This window comes from Cupriavidus basilensis (assembly GCF_000876015.1).
GTDB classification, from domain to species: Bacteria; Pseudomonadota; Gammaproteobacteria; order Burkholderiales; family Burkholderiaceae; genus Cupriavidus; species Cupriavidus basilensis_B.
The window spans coordinates 1-19212 of sequence record NZ_BBQM01000004.1; the positions used below are offsets into that span (position 1 = coordinate 1).

Below are 19212 nucleotides of genomic sequence, written 5' to 3' on the forward strand. Positions count from 1 at the left end.
AGCCCGCTTTCTTTGCCTACTTTCTTTTCGGGGAAAAGAAAGTAGGTCGCTCCGGGGGAGCGAAAGCCTTTGACTTTGACGTTCAGCAGTTGACTTTGACGTTCAGCCGTTGACGTTCAGCCGTTGACTTTGATCTTGACGTTAAAAAATCGAACCTCAGGGCGCCCCCTGATAAACCCACTGCAACAAAGCATCATGCGCCTGCTGCCCAGCCGAAGCATTCGCATGATTGATATAGCTGACCACCACATATCGCTCGCCGTTGAGCGCATCCACATATCCCGCCAGCGCCCGCACGTCCGACAGCGTGCCTGTCTTCATGTAGGCATTGCCGGCGGCGCCCGCGCGCGTGAGGCGGTTGCGCAGCGTGCCGTCCACGCCGAGGATCGGCAGCGAGTCGATCAGCACCGGTCCCACGTCGCTGGCCAGCGCCTGCTGCAGCAGGCGCGACATGTCGTAGGCGCTGATGCGCTCCTCGCGCGACAGGCCCGAGCCGTTGTCCAGCACGAGGTCCGGCATGTCCAGGCCCTGGCGGCTCAGCCAGCGCTGCACCACCTTGGCCGAGCGTGCCGTGCTGGCGGGGCCGCCGCGGTCCACTTCGGCGCCGATGGTGAGGTAGAGCTGGCGCGCCATCACGTTGTTCGAATACTTGTTGATGTCGCGCACGATTTCCGACAGCGGCTGGCCGTAGTGGCGCGCCAGCAGGAAGGCGCCGCGCGGCGCGCGGCCCATGCGCAGCGCGGGCAGGTGCGTGAAGTGGCCGCCCGCGGCCTGCCATTCGGCGACGAAGCCGCCCCAGGCGAATTCATTGTGCGAGAGCGCGGCGATGTTGACCACGTGCTCGCCGCAGTCGGCCGCGTAGCTGCCGTCGAAGGAGGCCAGCACGGTGCCGTCCGGCTGCGGCGTGATCAGCGGGTTGGCGCGCGCGCGCCAGTCGCCGCATTTGCCGCGCGACAGCGCCAGGCGGTTGTCGAGCTTGAGCTGGGCCAGCGCCGGCGTGACCGAGACCGCCACGGTCTCGCTGGCGGGGTCCGGCGTGAGCGTGAACGAGAGCGTCTTGAAGGCGTACAGCAGCGCGTCGGGGCTGACGTTGTAGGCGCGCTGGGTCTCGCCGTCGATGGTGCTGCCGTTGTCGATGGCGGTGTCGAAGAAGCTGCGGTCCAGCACCAGGTCGCCGTTGATGGTGGCGGCGCCGGCGCTGCGCGCGCTGGCCACCAGCTTGGCCATTTCCTCCGGCACCAGCTTGGGGTCGCCCTGGCCGCGCAGGTAGACGTTGCCGTTGATGGTGCCGTCCGGGCCGGGCTGGCCGTCGGCGTAGAGCGAGGTCTGCCAGCGGTAGGCCGGCCCGAGCAGCTGCAGGCCGGCGAAGGTGGTCACCAGCTTCATGGTCGACGCCGGGTTCATCGGCGCCTGCGCGTTCCAGCTCGCGCGCGGCGCCGGCGCGCCGACCTTGATGACGTAGAAGCTGGTGGCGGCCAGCGGGATGTGGGCGTGCCTGAGCGCGGCGGTCACGCCGGCCGGGAGGCCCGAGCGCGGCGCGGCCGGCGCGCTTTCGGCGGCCTCGTGCTTCGCGGCGTGGGTGCTGGCGCGGACCGCCTTGGCGGCGGGTCTGGCATCGGCGGCCGGCAGGCCGTTGAGGAACAGCAGCGCCGCGGCGCAGAGAAGCGGCAGGCGGCGGGCAAAGGGGGGGCGGCGTTTCGGCATGGTGCCCATGTTAACGCACGGACACGGCGCCACGGATGACGCCGCTTTCAGATTTCGGCCGGTGTTGGCGATCGGCATCGGCGCGCTTGCCAGGGCCGCGTTTGTGGGAATCCGCTGACAGCAGGTTCGGCCTCCGCCCGCTCGCGAAGTGCCTTTCCAGCCGCCATACTGTCTGTATGCATCGTGCCCGGGTTTGCGCCCGGCGCGGCAATCCGACAAGGAGCCCCATCATGCGTACCGTGACCCTGACTCTCGTGCTGGCCACCCTGCTGACCGCGGCGGGCTGTGCCGACATGACGCCCAAGCAGCGCAACACCGCGATCGGCGCCGGCGTCGGCGGCGTGGCCGGCGCGGCCCTGATCGGCGGCCCGGCCGCGACCATCGGCGGCGCGGCGCTGGGCGGCGTGGTGGGCAACGTGGCCACGCCGGAGCGGCGCTGAGCGTGGCGCGCCGGCGCGGCGCGCGAACAAGAACGGATGCCGCGGCATCCGTTTTTTATTGCGCCGTCGCCGCGCCTACCGGCCGCACGGCTCCGGCAGCGCCGCCGGCTTCGGATCCGCGGCGGCCTTGCCGGGCGGGAACGCCGCGTCGTATGCCCAGTTGTAGAAGAAGGCATAGACCACGTAGAAGGCCGCCACCGCGATGTCCATGAGGAAGGCGTCGAGCAGGCTCATGCCGAGGTACCACGACACCATCGGCAGGAACACCACCAGCAGGCCGCCTTCGAACAGCAGCGCGTGCAATACGCGCACCGCCACCGGCTTGCGCAGTTGCCCGGTGAGCCGCAGCATGGCCTTGTCGAACAGCAGGTTGTAGAGGTAGTTCCAGCCGGCCGCGATGACCGAGGCGACCACCGCGAGGATGCCCATCTGGTGCAGCGCGAAACCGAACACGAGGCTGCCTAGCGGCGCGAAGAGGCACAGGCCGATGACCTCGAAGCCGATGGTGTGGCGGATCCGGTCCTTCGTGGTGCGCATGATCTTTCCTGTCTGGTGAAACACAGCGGCCATTCTATCGAGAATCCGCCAGTGGTAAAGTTGGTATCCATCGATTTATCAGATAGATGCCGGCTGCATTCGCGCTGCCGGCCGGAGCGCCCATGAGCCTTTCCCTCGAACAATTGCAGGCCTTCGCCGCCGCCGCCGAATGCGGCTCGTTCTCCGCCGCCGCGCGCCGGCTCGGCAAGGCGCAGTCGGTGGTCAGCACCGCCGTGTCCAACCTGGAGATCGACCTCGGCAACCAGCTGTTCGACCGCGCCGGGCGCTACCCCGCGCTGACCGCCGCCGGCGAGCGCCTGCTGGCCGAGGCGCGCGTGATCCTGGAACGCTGCGAGCATTTCCGCGGCGTGGCCAAGAGCCTGGGCGAGGGCGTCGAGAGCCGCCTCGTGCTGGCGGTCGACGAGCTCTACCCGGAGGAGACGCTGGGCGTGATGCTCGAGGAGTTCTCCGCGCGCTTCCCGGCGGTGGAGCTGGAACTGCTGTTCCCGCTGATGGAGGACGTCAGCCGGCTGGTGCTGGAAGGCAGCGCCGACCTCGGCCTGATGTGGCGCCAGGAGGTGCTGCCGCCGGAGCTGGGCTTTCGCGCGCTGGGCTGGGTGCCGATGCGGATCATCTGCGCGCCGGACCATCCGCTGGCCGACCAGCGCGTCGGCTGGGAGGAGCTCAAGCGCTACCGCCAGTTGATGGTGGCGGTGCGCAGCAGCGACAGCGAGGAGAAAAAACGCCTGCGCGTGGCGGCCGAGGTGTGGTGGGTGGAGAGCCAGTGGGTGATCGTGGAGCTGGTCAAGCGGCGTCTGGGCTGGGCCTTCGTGCCGTGGCACGTGGCGGCCAATTCGCCGGCGGCGGCGCAACTGGTGTCGCCGGTGCTGGAGTTCGACGACCAGGACTGGCCGGTGGCGATGGAGCTGGTGTGGCACAAGCAGCGCCCGCTCGGCAAGGCCGCCGCCTGGCTCAAGGAGCGCGTCAGCAAGCAGCCGCTGCCGCGCCCCGGCGGCGAAGGCTAGCGGGCCAGGCCGAATTCCCTGGCCAGCGCGGCGTAGCGCTGCACCGTCTGCCGGACGTAGGCGTCGAGCGCGGCGGCATTCATCGCGGCAGGGCCTACCGGGTAGAGGCCCTGCGCGGCGCGCAGGCGGGCGAAGTCCGGGCTGGCCTGCAGGCGCTCGAAGCGCGCCGCCCAGCGCTGGTAGTCGGCCTGCGCGACCCTGGGGCCCATGTAGAAACCGCGCACCACGGGCCAGGTGATGTCGTAGCCCTGCTCGCGCGCGGTCGGCACGCCGGCCAGCCGGCCCGGCAGGCGCTGTTCGGCCAGCACCGCGAGGATGCGGATGTTGCCGGTGGCCAGTTGCATGGCCGCCTCCGAGGCGTCGCCCGAGACCGCCTGCACGTCGCCGGCCCGCAGCGCGGTGAAGGCCTCGCCGCCGCCCTCGAAGCCGACGAAGCGCATGCGCTTGTAGCCCACGCGGGCCTGGCGCGCCACCAGCGCGGCCTTCATCCAGTCCTGGTTGCCGATGGTGCCGCCGGCGCCGAACAGCACCCGGTCGGGATCGGCCGCGAGCGCGGCCACGAGGTCTTTCAGGGTCTGGTAGGGCGAGTCGGCGCGCACCGCGATCATGCCGTAGTCGGCGGCCAGCGCGCCGACCCAGCGCACGTCCGCCGCGCCATACTTGCCGAACTTGCCTTCGGCCAGCGCCAGCAGCGAGCCGCTGGAAAAGGCGACCAGCGTGTCGGGCTCGGCCGGGCGCTGCGCCACCACGGTGTTGTAGGCCACCGCGCCGATGCCGCCGGGCAGGTAGGCGAGGCGCATCGGCTCGGCCATGCCGGCCTCCTGCAGCGCGCGCTGCGCCAGCTTGCAGGTCAGGTCGAAGCCGCCGCCCGGCTTGGCGGGCACGATGCACTCGGGCGCGGCCACGGCCGGCAGCGCGCAGGACGCGGCCAGCGCGGCGCAGGCAATACGCACAATACGCACAACATGCGCGGCGGCGGGGACTTGGCCCATCGGTTCTCCCAGGAAATGCCGCCGCGGCGGCGGAAGGCGGCAACAGCATAACGGCAAACGCGGGATGCGAGAATACGGCATCATGGCGCGCCCCGGGGGCGCGGGAAGCCCGGCAAGACGCGCCAGCGCCGGTCAAGACGACGACGTTTTCCGCTCCCTTTCCCCTCACGGCGAGAGGGGCGGGGAGAGGGGAGCAAATCGTCGCACGGCATGACGTATCTCGGGACGCATCGCCCGGTGACAGGAAAAAGCAAAAAAAGCAGGAGGAGAAGCGCGGATGAGAGTGCTGCTGGTCGAGGACCACGACGAACTGGCCACCTGGGTGACGCAGGCGCTGCGCGCCATGCATTTCACGGTGGAGCGCGCGGCCGACGCGGCCAGCGCCGAATCGCTGCTGTTCAGCACGCACGCCGGCGCGGCCGGCGGCGACTACGCGCTGGTGCTGCTGGACCTGACCCTGCCGGACCGCGACGGCCTGGAACTGCTGGCGCATCTGCGCAAGCGCGGCTACCGCGTGCCGGTGATGATCCTGACCGCGCGCGGCGAGGTGGGCGACCGCGTGCGCGGCCTCGACCTGGGCGCCGACGACTACATGGCCAAGCCCTTCGACCTCGCCGAGTTCGAGGCGCGCGTCAAGGCGCTGCTGCGGCGCGCGCGGCAGACCGAGGCGCCGCTGGTGCTGTGCGGCGGCCTCGGCTTCGACACCGTGGCGCGGCATTTCCAGGTGGGCGGCGTGCCGCTGGCGCTGACGCCGCGCGAGCACGCGGTGCTGGAGATCCTGATGACGCCGCCCGGCAGGGCGGTCAGCAAGGAGCGCATCTACGCCAACATCTTCACGCTGGCCGACGAGGCCCAGCCCGACGTGATCGAAGTCTACGTGCACCGGCTGCGCCGCAAGCTCGAAGGCTCGGGCGCGGCCATCGTGACGCTGCGCGGGCTGGGCTACATGCTGGAGCCGGCCGGTGGCTGAGCCGGGCACGCCGGCCGGCCGGCAGCGGCCCGCCAGCCTGCGCGCGCGCCTGCTGTGGTGGCTGATCCCGCCGATGCTGGCGCTGCAGGCGGCCTACGGCGTGGTGGCCTACTCGAACGCGCTGGCCTCGGCCGACATGGCCTACGACCGCACCTTGCTGGCGTCGGCGCGCAACATCTCCGAGCGCATCACGCTCACGCCCGACGGCGTGCGCGTGGACGCGCCCTACATCTCGCTGGACACCTTCGAGGTCGGCATGAACGCCACCATGTTCTACCGCGTGAGCGGCGTGCATGGCGAGTTCGTCTCCGGCTACGACGACCTGCCGCCGTTCGACGCCAGCCAGCCGCGCACCCGTCTCTATCCGGCGCTGGTGAGCTTCTACGACCGCACCTACCGCGGCCGGCCGATCCGCATCGCCGCGCTGCGCCAGCCGGTCATGGATGCCAGCGGCACGCGCGGCGGCATGGCGCTGATCGAGGTGGGCGAGACGCTCGATTCGCGCCAGGCGCTCACGCGCAACATCCTGTTCGACGTGCTGTGGGGGCAGGCCGTGCTGGTGCTGGCCGTGGTGCTGGTGATCTGGCTGTTCACGCGGCGCGCGCTGGCGCCGCTGGACGCGCTGCGCGACGAGGTGGCGCGGCGCCAGCCCGGCGCCACCACGCCGCTCGCGCTGGACAGCGCGCCGCGCGAGGCCGCGCCGCTGGTGGCGGCGATGAACGGCTACATGGCGCGGCTGGAGCAGGTGCTGGCGGCGCAGCGGCGCTTCATCGCCGACGCCGCGCACCAGTTGCGCACGCCGCTGGCGGTGCTGCACACGCAGGCGCAGCTGGCCGCGCGCGAGCACGATCCGGCCGAGCAGCGCCGCATCGCGCGCGAGCTGGCCGACAGCACCGCGCGCATGGCCGCGCTGGCCGAGCGCCTGCTGTCCACGGCGCGCGCCGCGCATGGCGGCACCGCGCCGGCGCGGCCGCTGGCGCTGGACGCGCTGGCGCGCGAGGTGTGCGTGGAGCTGATGCCCGACGCCCGCGCGCGCGGCATCGACCTGGGGCTCGAAGCAGAAGTGGAGGCGGACGGCGCGGCGCGCGTGGCGGGCACCGAGCTGCTGCGCGAGCTGGTGGTGAACCTGGTCGACAACGCGCTGCGCTACACGCCGCGCGGCGGCCGCGTGACCGTGCGCGCGCGCCGCGACGGCGCGGCCTGCCTGCTGGAGGTGGAGGACGACGGCCCCGGCATCGCGCCGGACGAGCGCGCCGCCGTGCTGGAGCCGTTCTACCGCGGCAAGGGCGCGGGGCCGGGCGGCAGCGGGCTGGGCCTGACCATCGCGCGCGACATCGCCGGCGCGCACGGCGCCACGCTGGCGCTGCTGTCCGGCGCCGCAGGCCGCGGGCTGCTGGTGCGGGTCAGCTTCGCGGCCGCCTGAGCGCGGCCGGGCGCGGACCGGCGCCGGTCAGCGCGCGCGCGTGCTGCCCGGCGTTTCCTCGGCGATAGCCTGCACCGGCGTGCCCGTCCTGCCGCCCGCCGGCGCCGGCGCTGCCGGCGCGCGCGCGAGGTTCGCGGCGGCCGGCGCCGACAGCGGCGTCCACGCGGGCACGGCGGCCGGCGTCGCTTCGGCCGCGTTCATTGCGGGCGCTGCCGGCGCCGCCGCGCCGGGCTGGCCGCCGCGCGCCACGTCGCCGCCCTCCACATGCCAGCCGCCGCCCAGCGCGCGCATCAGCACCACGCTGGCAGTGAACTGGCGGCCGTAGATCGACAGCGCCGTGACCTCGGCCTGGTAGGCGGTGGTCTGCGCGGTCAGCACGTCGAGCAGCGCGGCGGTGCCGGCGCGGTAGCGGTTGTTGACCAGCGCCAGCGCCTCGCGCGCGGAGCGCAGCGCGTCGTCCTGCACCACGGCTTCCTGCTCCAGCAGGCGCGCCGCGGCGAGGTTGTCCTCGATCTCCTGGAAGGCGGCCAGCACGGTCTGCCGGTACTCGGCCACCGACTGGTCGTAGGCGGCCACCGCCTGCGCCTTGGCCGCGCTGCGCAGGCCGCCGTCGAACAGCGTGCCGGCCAGCGCCGGGCCGATCGACCACACGCGGTCGGGCAGCGCCAGCCAGCGCGCCAGCGTGGCCGCGGACAGCCCGCCCGAGGCCGACAGCGACAGCGTGGGATAGAACGCCGCCTGCGCCACGCCGATCTGGGCGTTGGAGGCCGCCATCTGGCGCTCGGCGGCGGCGATGTCGGGGCGGCGCTCGAGCAGCGCGGACGGCAGCGCCGCCGGCACGCGCGGCACGCGCGAGGCGAAGTCGTGCGCCGCGACCGAGAACGAGGCCGGCGCCTGGCCGATCAGGATGGCGATGGCGTGCTCGTACTGCGCGCGCGTGATCTGGATGTCGATCTGCTGGGCCTGGGCGCTCTTGAGCTGGGTTTCCGACTGCAGCACGTCGGAGCGCTGCGCGGTGCCGACCGCGTACTGGTTGCGCACCAGCTGCAGCGAGCGCGTGTAGTCGGCCACGGTGCGCTCGAGCAGCGCGCGCTGCTGGTCGGTGATGCGCAGCAGGAAGTAGGTCTGCGCCAGCGTGGCCTGGGTCGACAGCAGCGTGGAGGCCAGCGTGGCCTCGCTGGCCTGCGCGCTGGCCTCGCTGCTTTCCACCTGGCGGCGCACCTTGCCCCACAGGTCGGGCTCCCAGCTCGCCGTCAGCGAGGCGCCCTGGCTGTTGGCGATGCGCGCGGCGCCGGTGGTGGTGGTGCCGGAGCTGGAGCGGCCGGCCGAGGCGGACGCGCCCACGGTCGGGTAGTAGCCCGCGCGCGCCGACTGCAGCAGCGCCTGCGCCTGCCGGTACTGGGCCTCGGCCGCCTTGATGTTCTGGTTGGAGATCTGCACCTGCGACATCAGCGCGTCGAGGTCGGCATCGCCGAAGATGGCCCACCAGCGGCCGCGCGCGCTGGCGTCCTGCGGCTCGGCCGGCTTCCATTCGCCCCACTGCGCGCTGTCGGCGGGGGCTTCCTTGAAGGCGGGCGCGGCCGGCGCGTCCGGGCGCTGGTAGTCGGGGCCGACGGCGCAGCCGCCCAGCAGCAGGGCGCAGGCCAGGGCCAGCGGGGCGGGCACGGAAGAGGAGCGGAAAATGGCGTTCATGGGTCGCATTCAGGATTCGAGGCCGGGGCGGCCCGTGGCGAGCGCGGCGCGGCGGCTGCGCCACGCCTTCACCTTGAGGCGCCAGCGGTCCAGGGTCAGGTACACCACCGGCGTCGTGTAGAGCGTCAGCAACTGGCTGACCACCAGCCCGCCCACGATGGAGATGCCCAGCGGCGCGCGCAGCTCGGCGCCGTCGCCGTGGCCGATCGCCAGCGGGATGGCGCCGAGCAGCGCCGCCATCGTGGTCATCATGATGGGGCGGAAGCGCAGCAGGCAGGCGCGGTAGATCGCGTCCTGCGGCGCCAGGCCCTCGCGCCGCTCGGCGTCGATGGCGAAGTCGATCATCATGATGGCGTTCTTCTTGACGATGCCGATCAGCAGGATCACGCCGATCAGCGCGATGATGGTGAAGTCGGTGTGCGTGCCCAGCAGCGCCAGCAGCGCGCCCACGCCGGCCGAGGGCAGCGTCGAGAGAATGGTGAGCGGGTGCACGTAGCTCTCGTACAGCATGCCCAGCACGATGTAGATCGTGATCAGCGCGGCCAGGATCAGCAGCGGCTGGCTCTTGAGCGAGTCCTGGAACGCGCGCGCGCTGCCCTGGAAGCTCGCGCGCAGCGTCTCCGGCGCGCCGATGCGCGCCATCGCGTCCTGGATCGCCGCGGTCGCCTGCGACAGCGAGAAGCCGTCGGCGAGGTTGAACGAGATGGTGGACGCGGCGAACTGGCCCTGGTGGTTCACGCCCAGCGGCGTGCTGGTCGGCGTCACGCGCGCGAAGGCCGACAGCGGCACGCGGTGGCCGTTGCCGGCGACCACGTAGATGTCCTTGAGCGCGTTCGGCCCCTGCAGGTATTCCTGGCTCAGCTCCATCACCACGCGGTACTGGTTGAGCGGGTTGTAGATGGTCGCCACCTGGCGCTGGCCGAAGGCGTCGTTGAGCACGGCGTCGATCTGCTGCGCGGTGATGCCGAGCTTGTAGGCGGTGTCGCGGTCGATGATGACCGAGGTCTGCAGGCCCTTGTCGTTGGTGTCGGTGTCGATGTCCTCGAGCCCCTTGACGTTGGAGAGCGCGGCGCGCACCTTGGGCTCCCATTCGCGCAGCACCTCGAGATCGTCGGACTGCAGCGTGAACTGGTATTGCGAGCTGCTCTGCCGCCCGCCGATGCGGATGTCCTGCACCGACTGCAGGAACAGGCTGGCGCCGGGCTCCTTGGCCAGCTTGCCGCGCAGCCGCGCGATGATCTGGTCGGCCGATTCGTCGCGCTGGCTCAGCGGCTTGAGCGTGACGAACATCTGCCCGGTATTGCGCTGCGAGCCGCCGGTGAAGCCGGTCACGTTGACCACGGCCGGGTCCGACTGCACGATGCGGGTGAAGTTGTCGAGCTTGACGCGCATGGCCTGGAACGAGGTGGCCTGGTCGGCGCGGATGAAGCCGATCAGCCGCCCGGTGTCCTGCTGCGGGAAGAAGCCCTTGGGCACGATCACGTAGAGCCACACGTTGAGCCCGACCGTGCACAGCAGCACCAGCCAGACCAGCCGGCTGTGGCGCAGCGCCACCGCCAGCGAGCGCGCGTAGCCGTCGTGCAGCCACTGGAACACGCGCTCGCTGGCGCGGAAGAAGCGTCCCTGCGCCTGCTCGGGGGGCATCGGCTTGAGCAGGCGTGAGCACATCATCGGCGTGGTGGTCAGCGACACCACCAGCGACACCATGATGGCCACCGACAGCGTGACGGCGAACTCCTGGAACAGCCGCCCGACGATGCCGCCCATCATCAGCAGCGGGATGAACACCGCGATCAGCGACAGGCTCATCGACAGCACCGTGAAGCCGACCTCGCGCGTGCCCTTGAGCGCGGCGGCCATCGGCGTCATGCCTTCCTCGATGTGGCGCGAGATGTTCTCCAGCACCACGATGGCGTCGTCCACCACGAAGCCGGTGGCGATGGTCAGCGCCATCAGCGACAGGTTGTTCAGCGAGAAGCCCGCCAGGTACATCACCGTGAAGGTGCCGACCAGCGAGACCGGCACCGCCACGCTCGGGATCAGCGTGGCGCGCACGTTGCGCAGGAATAGGAACACCACCATGATCACCAGCGCCACCGAGATCATCAGCGTGTACTCGACCTCGCGCAGCGAGGCGCGGATGGTGGGCGTGCGGTCCATCATCACGTCCATCGAGATCGCCGCCGGGATCATCTTCTGCAGCTGCGGCAGCATCTCGGTGACGCGGTCCACGGTCTCGATGATGTTGGCGCCGGGCGAGCGGTTGAGCACCAGCAGCACCGAGGGCTTGCCGTTGGCCGAGCCGGCGTTGCGGATGTCCTCGACCGAATCGACCACGTTGGCCACGTCGGACAGCCGCACCGGCACCGCGAACGAGTTCGGGCCCGCGCCGCCGGCGTTGCCGCCGGTCGCGCCCGTGCTGATGGTGGTGGTGCCGCTGCTGGTGGTGATGGTGGTGACGGTGACGCCGTTGACGGTCTTGGTGCTGACGCCGCCGCCCGCGGTGGCGTTGGCGGTGCTGGCGATCAGCGCGCCGGCCGAGGTCGACGAGAACGTGCCGGGCGTGGCGTAGCGGATGATCAGCGGCATGTATTCCGCCGCCGTGCGGGCCTGGTCGTTGGCGTACACCTGCCAGTTCTTGGCCGCGCTTTCGACCGAGCCCAGCGGCCGGTTGGCGTTGGTGGCGCTGATGGTGTTGCGCACGTCCTCGAGCGCGATGCCGTACTTGTTGAGCGCGGTCGGGTTGAGCTCCACGCGCACCGCCGGCAACGAGGCGCCGCCGATGGTGACCTGCCCCACGCCCTCGACCTGCGACAGCTTCTGCGCGAGGATGGTGGAGGCCGCGTCGTAGAGCTGGCCGCGCGTCATGGTCGGCGAGGTCAGGCCGATGATCATGATCGGCGCGTCGGCCGGGTTGACCTTGCGGTAGGTCGGGTTGTTGGGCAGGCTGGTGGGCAGCGTGCCGCGCGCGGCGTTGATGGCCGCCTGCACGTCGCGCGCGGCGCCGTCGATGTCGCGCGACAGGTCGAACTGCATGGTCACGCGGGTCGAGCCCAGCGAGCTGCTGGAGGTGATCTCGGTGACGCCGGCGATGGCGCCGAGCGCGCGCTCCAGCGGCGTGGCCACGGTGGCGGCCATCGTCTCGGGGCTGGCGCCCGGCAGCGAGGCCGATACCGAGATGGTGGGGAAGTCCACCTGCGGCAGCGGCGACACCGGCAGCGTGCGCAGCGCCGCGACGCCGGCCAGCAGGATGCCGAGCGTGAGCAGCGCGGTGGCGACCGGCCGGTGGATGAAGAGGGCGGACAGGTTCATCGCGGCTCCGCGGGTGCCGGCTTGCCGCCGCCCCAGCCGCCGTCGCCTTCGTCATCGGGCTTGCCCGGGTCGTGCGGATCGTGCGGATCGCCGATGTGCCTGCGCCGCCAAGCCGCCAGGCGCGCGGCGATGCGGTCGAAGGCGAGGTAGATCACCGGCGTGGTGAACAGCGTCAGCACCTGGCTGACCAGCAGGCCGCCCACCATCGTGATGCCCAACGGGCGGCGCAGCTCGGAGCCGATGCCGGTGCCCAGCATCAGCGGCAGCGCCGCCAGCAGCGCGGCCATCGTCGTCATCAGGATCGGGCGGAAGCGCAGCAGGCAGGCCTGGTGGATGGCGTCGCGCGGCTTCATGCCGCCCTCGCGCTCGGCCTCGAGCGCGAAGTCGATCATCATGATGGCGTTCTTCTTGACGATGCCGATCAGCAGGATGATGCCGATGATGGCGATGATGCCGAGGTCCTGCCCCGACACCAGCAGCGCCAGCAGCGCGCCCACGCCGGCCGAGGGCAGCGTGGACAGGATGGTGACCGGGTGGATGGTGCTCTCGTACAGCACGCCGAGCACGATGTACATGGTCACCACCGCGGCCAGGATCAGCCACAGCGTGTTCGACAGCGAGGCGCGGAACGCCAGCGCGGCGCCCTGGAACTCGGTCTGCATCGAGATCGGCAGGCCGATCTCCTGCTCCACCTTGGTGATCTTGTCGACCGCCGCGCCCAGCGACGCGCCCGGCGCCAGGTTGAAGGAGATCGTCGAGGCCGGGAACTGGCCCTCGTGGTTGATCACCAGCGGGCCGGTGCGCTCGGAGATGCGCGCCACCGCGCCCAGCGGCACCTGGCCGCCGGACGAGGAGGGCAGGCGCAGCTCGGCCAGCGACTGCGGGCCGGTGCGGAAGTTGGGCATGGCCTCCAGCACCACGCGGTACTGGTTCGACTGCGTGAAGATGGTCGATACCAGGCGCTGGCCGTAGGCGCTGTACAGCGCGCTGTCGATCACCGCGGTGGTGATGCCGAAGCGCGCGGCCGAGTCGCGGTCGATCTCCACGTAGGCGCGCAGGCCGTTGTTCTGCAGGTCGCTGGCGACGTCGCGCATCTCCGGCTCCTGCTTGAGCCGCTCGACCAGGCGCGGCACCCAGGTGGCCAGCGTGGCCGGGTCCGGGTCCTGCACCGTGAACTGGTACTGCGTGCGCGCCACGCGGTCCTCGATGGTCAGGTCCTGCACCGGCTGCATGTACATGGCGATGCCGCCGAGCTTCTCGACCGAGGCCTGCAGGCGGTGCGTGACCTCCTCGATGGTCTCGCTGCGCTGGTCCTTGGGCTTGAGGTTGATCAGCATGCGCCCGGCGTTGAGCGTGGTGTTGGTGCCGTCCACGCCGATGAACGACGACAGGCTTTCCACCGCCGGGTCCTGCATCACCACCTTGGCCACCGCCTCCTGCTTGAGCTGCATGGCCGGGAACGAGGTGCTCTGCGAGGCCTCGGTGATGGCCTGGATCACGCCGGTGTCCTGCACCGGGAAGAAGCCCTTGGGCACCAGCAGGTAGAGCAGCACGGTCAGCACCAGCGTGCCCACCGCCACCAGCAGCGTGCTTTTCTGGCGGTCGAGCACCCAGTCCAGCGCGCGGCCGTAGCGCGCGATCACGTCATCGAAGAAGCGGCCGGTGGCGCGGTGGAAGCGCGACAGCTTTTCTTCCGGCACGTGGTGCAGCAGGCGCGCGCACATCATCGGGGTGAGCGTGAGCGAGACCACCGCGGAGATCAGGATCGACACCGCCAGCGTGATGGCGAACTCGCGGAACAGCCGGCCCACCACGTCGCCCATGAACAGCAGCGGGATCAGCACCGCCACCAGCGAGAAGGTCAGCGAGATGATGGTGAAGCCGATCTGCTTCGAGCCCTTGAGCGCCGCCGCCATCGGGCTCTCGCCGTCCTCGATGTAGCGCATGATGTTCTCGATCATCACGATCGCGTCGTCCACCACGAAGCCGGTGGCGATGGTCAGCGCCATCAGCGTTAGGTTGTTGATCGAGAAGCCGGCCAGGTACATCACGCCGAAGGTGCCCACCAGCGACAGCGGCACCGCCACGCCCGGGATGATGGTGGCCGGCACGTTGCGCAGGAACACGAAGATCACCATCACCACCAGCGCCACGGCCAGCAGCAGCTCGAACTCCACGTCGCGCACCGAGGCGCGGATGGTGGTGGTGCGGTCGGTCAGCAACTGCACGTGCACGGCGGCCGGCAGCGCGGTCTCCAGCTGCGGCAGCAGCGTCTTGATGCGGTCCACCACCTCGATCACGTTGGCGCCGGGCTGGCGCTGGATGTTCATGATGATGGCCGGCTTGTCGTTGGACCAGGCCGCCAGCCGCGAATTTTCCGCGCCGTCGACGATGTTGGCGACGTCGGTGATGCGGATCGGCGCGCCGTTCTGGTAGCCGATGATGATCTGCTTGTACTCGTCGGCCGACTTGAGCTGGTCGTTGGCGTCGATGGTCGAGGCGCGCGCCGGGCCGTCGAAGCTGCCCTTGGAGCCGTTGACGTTGGCGTTGCCGATGGCGGTGCGCAGGTCGTCGATCGACATGCCGAGCGAGGCCAGCGCGGTGGGGTTGGCCTGCACGCGCACGGCCGGGCGCTGCCCGCCGCTGAGCGTGACCAGGCCCACGCCCTGGATCTGCGAGATCTTCTGCGCCACGCGCGTGTCGACCATGTCCTGCAGCTTGGGCAGCGGCAGGGTGTCGGAGGTGATGCCCAGGCTCAGGATGGGCGCGTCGGCCGGGTTGACCTTGCTGTAGACCGGCGGCATCGGCAGGTCGGCCGGCAGCAGGTTGCTGCCGGCGTTGATGGCCGCCTGCACCTGCTGCTCGGCGATGTCGAGCGACAGCGTCAGCTCGAACTGCAGCGTGATCACCGAGGCGCCGCCCGACGACGAGGACGACATCTGCTTGAGCCCCGGCATCTGGCCGAACTGGCGCTCCAGCGGCGCGGTGATCGACGAGGTCATCACGTCGGGGCTGGCGCCGGGGTAGAGCGTGGTGACCTGGATGGTCGGGTAGTCGACCTCGGGCAGCGCGGACAGCGGCAGCAGGCGGAAAGCCACCAGCCCGGACAGCAGGATGGCGAGCATCAGCAGCGCGGTGGCGACCGGCCGCTCGATGAAGAGGCGTGACGGGTTCATGTATCGGTCCTTACTGCGGCCGCTGCGGCGCGGCGCCCGCCGGGGCGCCGCCGCCGGCCGCCGCCGCGCTGGCGCCGTTGTGGTGGCGGCGGCCCTCGCCGCCGGCGCCGGAGGCACCGGAGGCACCGGCGGCGCCCGAGCCGCTGGCACCGCCCCAGCCGCCTTCGCGGCGGCGTCCGCGCCCGCGCGGCTGGCTGGCCGGCACGAGCTGCGAGGCGCGCGCGGCCGGGTCCACGGTTTCCACCGTCATGCCTTCCTTGAGCCGGTCGGCGCCGTCCACCACCACGTGCTGGCCCGGCTCCAGGCCCTTGGCGACCGACACCCGGTTCTCGTCGCCCGGGCCCAGCGTGACGTTCTGCACCTTGACCTGGTTGTTGTCGTCGACCACGTAGACGAAGGTGCCCTGCTGGCCGCGCTGGACCGCCGCCACCGGGATGACGGTGGCGTCCTCGAGCGTGTCCACGCGGGTGCGCACGTTGACGAACTGGTTGGGGAACAGCATCCCGTCGGCGTTGGGGAAGATGGCCTTGAGCTTGACCGTGCCGGTGGTGGTGTCGATCTGGTTGTCGGTGGTCAGCAGCGTGCCCTCGGCCAGCTTGTTGCGCGCCTGGCGGTCCAGCGCGATCACCGGCAGCTGCTCGCCGGCGTTCAGGCGCCGCAGCACCGACGGCAGGTTGTCCTCGGGAATCGTGTACAGCACCGCGATCGGCGCCACCTGGGTGATCAGCGCGATGCCGTTGGTATCGGTGGTGCTGACGATGTTGCCGGGGTCCACCTGGCGCAGGCCGATGCGCCCGGACACCGGCGCCAGCACGCGCGTGTAGCCCAGTTGCAGGCGCGCGTTGTCGACGTTGCCCTGGTCGGTCTTGACGGTGCCCTCGTACTGGCGCACCAGCGCGTCCTGGGTGTCCACCTGCTGGCTGGAAACCGAATCCTGCGCCAGCAGCGTGCGGTAGCGCTTCTGGTCCAGGCGGGCGTTCTCGAGCAGCGCGCGGTCGCGCGCCAGCGTGCCCACGGCCTGGTCGAGCGCGGCCTGGAACGGGCGCGGGTCGATCTCGGCGAGCACGTCGCCGGCCTTGACCATCTGGCCTTCCTTGAACAGGACCTTGAGCATGGGCCCGGACACCTGGACGCGCACGGTCACGTTGGCCACCGGCGTGACGTTGCCCAGGCCGTTGAGGATGACGTCCATGTTGCGCCTGGCGACCGTGCTGACCACCACCGGCGAGCGCTGCGCGCCGGGGCCGCCGGGGCCGCCGCGTCCGCCCGGACCACTCGCGCCGGGCGCGCGCGCGCCGGCGCCGGCCGCGGCGCCCTGCGCGTCCGGCGCGGCCGCGCTACGATGGTGGTACCAGTACCATCCGCCGCCCGCCAGCAGCACGGCCAGCGCGGCGGCGATCAGTCTGGGGCGGTGCGAGGCCGCCTTGCCGGACGTTGGCTGTTTAGCCTGTTGGTTTTCTTCGGGGTTGGCCATGACCGGTTCCTGGGATGCGACGCGACAAAACGCGTAAATCGGGTTTTCGGGGTGGGAGAGGCAGAAGTATGCCGTAATGCCATCCGCGCGAGCCGCGGGCAGCACGCGACGGCACATCGTGCCGGGCAGCTTCGGATCGGTGCCGCGCTCTCCGGCGGCGCCGGGGGCAGCAAACATAAGCGAAGCATAATGCGCCCTGGCGGCGCGGATGTTTCACCGCCGACGCCCATTCTTACAGTTCATTACCAGTGGCCCGGGTGTAATGCCCTGAAACAATTCGCCCGGATTGCCGCGCCCAGCCTAGCTATCATCTGCCTATGCGAGCCAATCAGCCCACCCAGATCCTGGTCGTCGACGACGATCCAGAACTCCGCGACCTGCTGCGCGAATACCTGAGCCAGCAAGGCTTTGCGGTCTCCGTCCTGCACGACGGCGAAGGCCTGCATGCGCGCCTGGAGCGAGAGCGCCCGGCGCTGATCGTGCTGGATCTGATGATGCCGAAGGTGGACGGCCTCACCGCGCTGCGCAACCTGCGCGCCAAGAACGACGACATCCCGGTCATCCTGCTGACCGCGCGCAGCGACGAGATCGACCGCATCGTGGGCCTGGAGATCGGCGCCGACGACTACCTCGGCAAGCCGTTCTCGCCGCGCGAGCTGCTGGCCCGCATCAACGCCGTGCTGCGGCGCAAGCTGGCGCGCCCGGCGGCTGCGCCGGAAGACCGCGAAGGGCTCGCGTTCGGGCCGTTCCGGGTGAATTTCCGCCAGCGCTCGCTGGTGCGCGCGGGCGACGCGGTGCCGATCAGCGACACCGAATTCGCGCTGCTCAAGCTGCTGCTCACGCATCCGCTCGAAGTGCTCTCGCGCGAGCGCATCGTGGAGCTGATGTACGGCTCCGCGAGCGGCATCAGCGACCGCGGCATCGACGTGCAGATATGGCGCCTGCGGCGCCTGCTCGACGAAGACGCGCAGCGGCCCCGCTACATCCAGACCGTGCGCGGGCGCGGCTACACCTTCGTGCCCGACGAAGCCGACGACATACCGCAATGAAACTGCGCATCGACACGCTGTTCGGCCGCATCGCGCTGCTGATTGCCGCGGTGCTGGTGCTGAGCCACTTCTCGTGGCTGGCGATCCTGCGCATGGACCGCCGCCAGCAGCAGGTGGACTATTCGGTCGAGCAGATGCTGTTCCAGTTCGACAGCATCCAGCGCGCGCTGGCGGCCAAGCCGCCGGCGCCGCTGCCGAGCCTGGTCGAGGTGGCCAGCGAGGCCAGCGCGGTCGAGCACACCGTGACCGCCAAGGGCCGCGCGCGCCGCCTGGTCGACCAGTTCGCCCAGCGCCTGCCGGCCGGCAGCCAGGTGCGGCTGGAGGAGGAAGAGACCTCGCGCATCTGGGTCAAGCTGCCGCATCGCGAGGACTGGATCGCCATGCCGGTGCTGTGGGTGGTCAACCCGCCGCCCGACAACCGCCTGCTGCCGGGCGTGATCCTGGTGGTGGGCGTGGCGATGGCGGTGGCGCTGCTGATCGCCTGGCAGATCCAGCGCCCGGTGCGCGACATGGCCGCCGCGGCCGAGCAGCTCTCGCGCCAGCACGCGGTGGAGCCGCTGCGCGAGCGCGGCCCGCACGAGCTGCGCCAGTTGATCGAGCGCTTCAACCGCATGATGGCCGACCTCACGCGCATCGACCAGGAGCGCAACACCATGCTGGCCGGCATCGCCCACGACCTGAAGACGCCGCTGGCGCGGCTGCGCCTGCGCGCCGAGATGCTGGCCGATCCCAAGTCGGCCGCCGGCGTGACGCGCGACGTGGAGTCGATGTCCGCCATCGTCGAGCAGTTCCTCACCTTCGCCCAGAGCGGCGAGCCGGCCGCGCGCCCGGTGCCGGTCGACCGCCGCATCGCCGAGCTGGCCGCCTCGCTGGCCGAGCAGGACAAGACCATCGAGCTGTCGCTGGCCGCCGGCGAAGGCTTTCGCATGATCGCCACCCAGCTCGACCGCATCGTCGGCAACCTGATCGACAACGCCTACGCCTACGGCGCGCCGCCGGTGCGGCTGTCCACCTCGCGCCAGGCCGACGGCTGGCACATGGTGGTGGAGGACGAAGGCAGCGGCATTCCGCCCGAGGCGATGGAAAAGGTCACGCTGCCATTCGTGCGGCTGGACCCGGCGCGCGGCGGCAACGCCCACTCGGGCCTCGGCCTGGCCATCGTCGACCGCCTGGTGCGCCAGTCGGGCGGCCGCCTGGTGCTGGAAAACCGCGCCGAAGGCGGCCTGCGGGTGGAGATGATCTTCCCGTTCGCGGCGCTGGCGCAGGCGGCCTGAGCGACTCCGCCGCGCGGGTCCGCGCGGCAGGGCGTATCAATCCTGAAGCAGTTTTGGCCGGATCGGCGCGCCGGCGCGCCCGTCTTCCCTTGCCATCGCCATGCGTGCCGCGTGCCGCCTCGCGTGGTACGCAGATTGCGGCGC

13 protein-coding genes are annotated in these 19212 nt (G+C 71.0%); 6 read left to right on the forward strand and 7 right to left on the reverse strand.

Going from position 1 to position 19212, the window contains the following annotated elements; translation table 11 throughout:
• Positions 1 to 156 precede the first annotated feature (156 nt).
• Positions 157 to 1713 carry a D-alanyl-D-alanine carboxypeptidase/D-alanyl-D-alanine endopeptidase gene (gene dacB / locus KF708C_RS02195; RefSeq protein WP_059410615.1) on the reverse strand — a complete coding sequence of 519 codons (1557 nt, stop codon included), beginning with the start codon at positions 1711 to 1713 and terminating at the stop codon, positions 157 to 159.
• Positions 1714 to 1934: 221 nt separating this feature from the next.
• Between dacB and KF708C_RS02200 the strand changes: the two genes are divergently transcribed.
• The gene (locus tag KF708C_RS02200; protein ID WP_020424007.1) at positions 1935 to 2144 is read left to right on the forward strand and encodes a hypothetical protein; all 210 of its coding nucleotides are present in this window, start codon (positions 1935 to 1937) and stop codon (positions 2142 to 2144) included.
• A 75-nt stretch (positions 2145 to 2219) separates the two neighbouring features.
• Here KF708C_RS02200 and KF708C_RS02205 read toward each other — a convergent pair whose 3' ends face one another.
• Positions 2220 to 2681: a PACE efflux transporter gene (locus KF708C_RS02205; protein ID WP_059410616.1), complete on the reverse strand. Its 462-nt coding sequence runs from the start codon at positions 2679 to 2681 to the stop codon at positions 2220 to 2222.
• A 122-nt stretch (positions 2682 to 2803) separates the two neighbouring features.
• Here KF708C_RS02205 and KF708C_RS02210 point away from each other — a divergent pair, with 122 nt between their 5' ends.
• Positions 2804 to 3706 carry a LysR family transcriptional regulator gene (locus KF708C_RS02210; RefSeq protein WP_029044364.1) on the forward strand — a complete coding sequence of 301 codons (903 nt, stop codon included), beginning with the start codon at positions 2804 to 2806 and terminating at the stop codon, positions 3704 to 3706.
• On the opposite strand, the gene KF708C_RS02215 is transcribed toward KF708C_RS02210, so the two are convergent.
• Positions 3703 to 4698, reverse strand: coding sequence for a Bug family tripartite tricarboxylate transporter substrate binding protein (locus KF708C_RS02215; RefSeq protein WP_059410617.1), 996 nt, complete (start codon positions 4696 to 4698; stop codon positions 3703 to 3705). The genes KF708C_RS02210 and KF708C_RS02215 overlap by 4 nt on opposite strands.
• Before the next feature lie 277 nt (positions 4699 to 4975).
• Here KF708C_RS02215 and KF708C_RS02220 point away from each other — a divergent pair, with 277 nt between their 5' ends.
• Complete coding sequence (locus KF708C_RS02220; protein ID WP_020206556.1) at positions 4976 to 5668, forward strand: response regulator; 693 nt, start codon at positions 4976 to 4978, stop codon at positions 5666 to 5668.
• On the forward strand, positions 5661 to 7091 hold the full coding sequence (locus KF708C_RS02225) for a sensor histidine kinase (RefSeq protein WP_059410618.1): 1431 nt from the start codon (positions 5661 to 5663) through the stop codon (positions 7089 to 7091). Before KF708C_RS02220 ends, KF708C_RS02225 begins: the two co-directional genes overlap by 8 nt.
• A 27-nt stretch (positions 7092 to 7118) precedes the next feature.
• Here the strand turns inward: KF708C_RS02225 and KF708C_RS02230 are convergent, their stop codons facing one another.
• Genes KF708C_RS02230 through KF708C_RS02245 form a run of 4 tightly spaced genes read right to left on the reverse strand, consistent with a single transcriptional unit; the run spans position 7119 to position 16745 of the window.
• Positions 7119 to 8792, reverse strand: a complete 1674-nt coding sequence (locus tag KF708C_RS02230; protein WP_082079412.1) for an efflux transporter outer membrane subunit — start codon at positions 8790 to 8792, stop codon at positions 7119 to 7121.
• The gene (locus tag KF708C_RS02235; RefSeq protein WP_020206559.1) at positions 8793 to 12095 is read right to left on the reverse strand and encodes an efflux RND transporter permease subunit; all 3303 of its coding nucleotides are present in this window, start codon (positions 12093 to 12095) and stop codon (positions 8793 to 8795) included.
• Positions 12092 to 15271: an MdtB/MuxB family multidrug efflux RND transporter permease subunit gene (locus KF708C_RS02240; protein WP_059410739.1), complete on the reverse strand. Its 3180-nt coding sequence runs from the start codon at positions 15269 to 15271 to the stop codon at positions 12092 to 12094. The genes KF708C_RS02235 and KF708C_RS02240 overlap by 4 nt, the downstream gene beginning before the upstream one ends.
• Positions 15272 to 15281: 10 nt before the next feature.
• Positions 15282 to 16745: an MdtA/MuxA family multidrug efflux RND transporter periplasmic adaptor subunit gene (locus KF708C_RS02245; RefSeq protein ID WP_059410619.1), complete on the reverse strand. Its 1464-nt coding sequence runs from the start codon at positions 16743 to 16745 to the stop codon at positions 15282 to 15284.
• 317 nt (positions 16746 to 17062) lie between these two features.
• Between KF708C_RS02245 and KF708C_RS02250 the strand changes: the two genes are divergently transcribed.
• Complete coding sequence (locus tag KF708C_RS02250) at positions 17063 to 17794, forward strand: response regulator (protein WP_020202167.1); 732 nt, start codon at positions 17063 to 17065, stop codon at positions 17792 to 17794.
• The gene (locus KF708C_RS02255; protein ID WP_020202166.1) at positions 17791 to 19068 is read left to right on the forward strand and encodes an ATP-binding protein; all 1278 of its coding nucleotides are present in this window, start codon (positions 17791 to 17793) and stop codon (positions 19066 to 19068) included. Before KF708C_RS02250 ends, KF708C_RS02255 begins: the two co-directional genes overlap by 4 nt.
• Positions 19069 to 19212 lie beyond the last annotated feature (144 nt).

Coding starts and splice junctions, on each gene's coding strand:
- dacB (WP_059410615.1), bottom strand. CDS start 1,713: ATGGGCACCATGCCGAAACGCCGCCCCCCCTTTGCCCGCCGCCTGCCG.
- KF708C_RS02200 (WP_020424007.1), top strand. CDS start 1,935: ATGCGTACCGTGACCCTGACTCTCGTGCTGGCCACCCTGCTGACCGCG.
- KF708C_RS02205 (WP_059410616.1), bottom strand. CDS start 2,681: ATGCGCACCACGAAGGACCGGATCCGCCACACCATCGGCTTCGAGGTC.
- KF708C_RS02210 (WP_029044364.1), top strand. CDS start 2,804: ATGAGCCTTTCCCTCGAACAATTGCAGGCCTTCGCCGCCGCCGCCGAA.
- KF708C_RS02215 (WP_059410617.1), bottom strand. CDS start 4,698: ATGGGCCAAGTCCCCGCCGCCGCGCATGTTGTGCGTATTGTGCGTATT.
- KF708C_RS02220 (WP_020206556.1), top strand. CDS start 4,976: ATGAGAGTGCTGCTGGTCGAGGACCACGACGAACTGGCCACCTGGGTG.
- KF708C_RS02230 (WP_082079412.1), bottom strand. CDS start 8,792: ATGCGACCCATGAACGCCATTTTCCGCTCCTCTTCCGTGCCCGCCCCG.
- KF708C_RS02235 (WP_020206559.1), bottom strand. CDS start 12,095: ATGAACCTGTCCGCCCTCTTCATCCACCGGCCGGTCGCCACCGCGCTG.
- KF708C_RS02240 (WP_059410739.1), bottom strand. CDS start 15,271: ATGAACCCGTCACGCCTCTTCATCGAGCGGCCGGTCGCCACCGCGCTG.
- KF708C_RS02245 (WP_059410619.1), bottom strand. CDS start 16,745: ATGGCCAACCCCGAAGAAAACCAACAGGCTAAACAGCCAACGTCCGGC.
- KF708C_RS02250 (WP_020202167.1), top strand. CDS start 17,063: ATGCGAGCCAATCAGCCCACCCAGATCCTGGTCGTCGACGACGATCCA.
- KF708C_RS02255 (WP_020202166.1), top strand. CDS start 17,791: ATGAAACTGCGCATCGACACGCTGTTCGGCCGCATCGCGCTGCTGATT.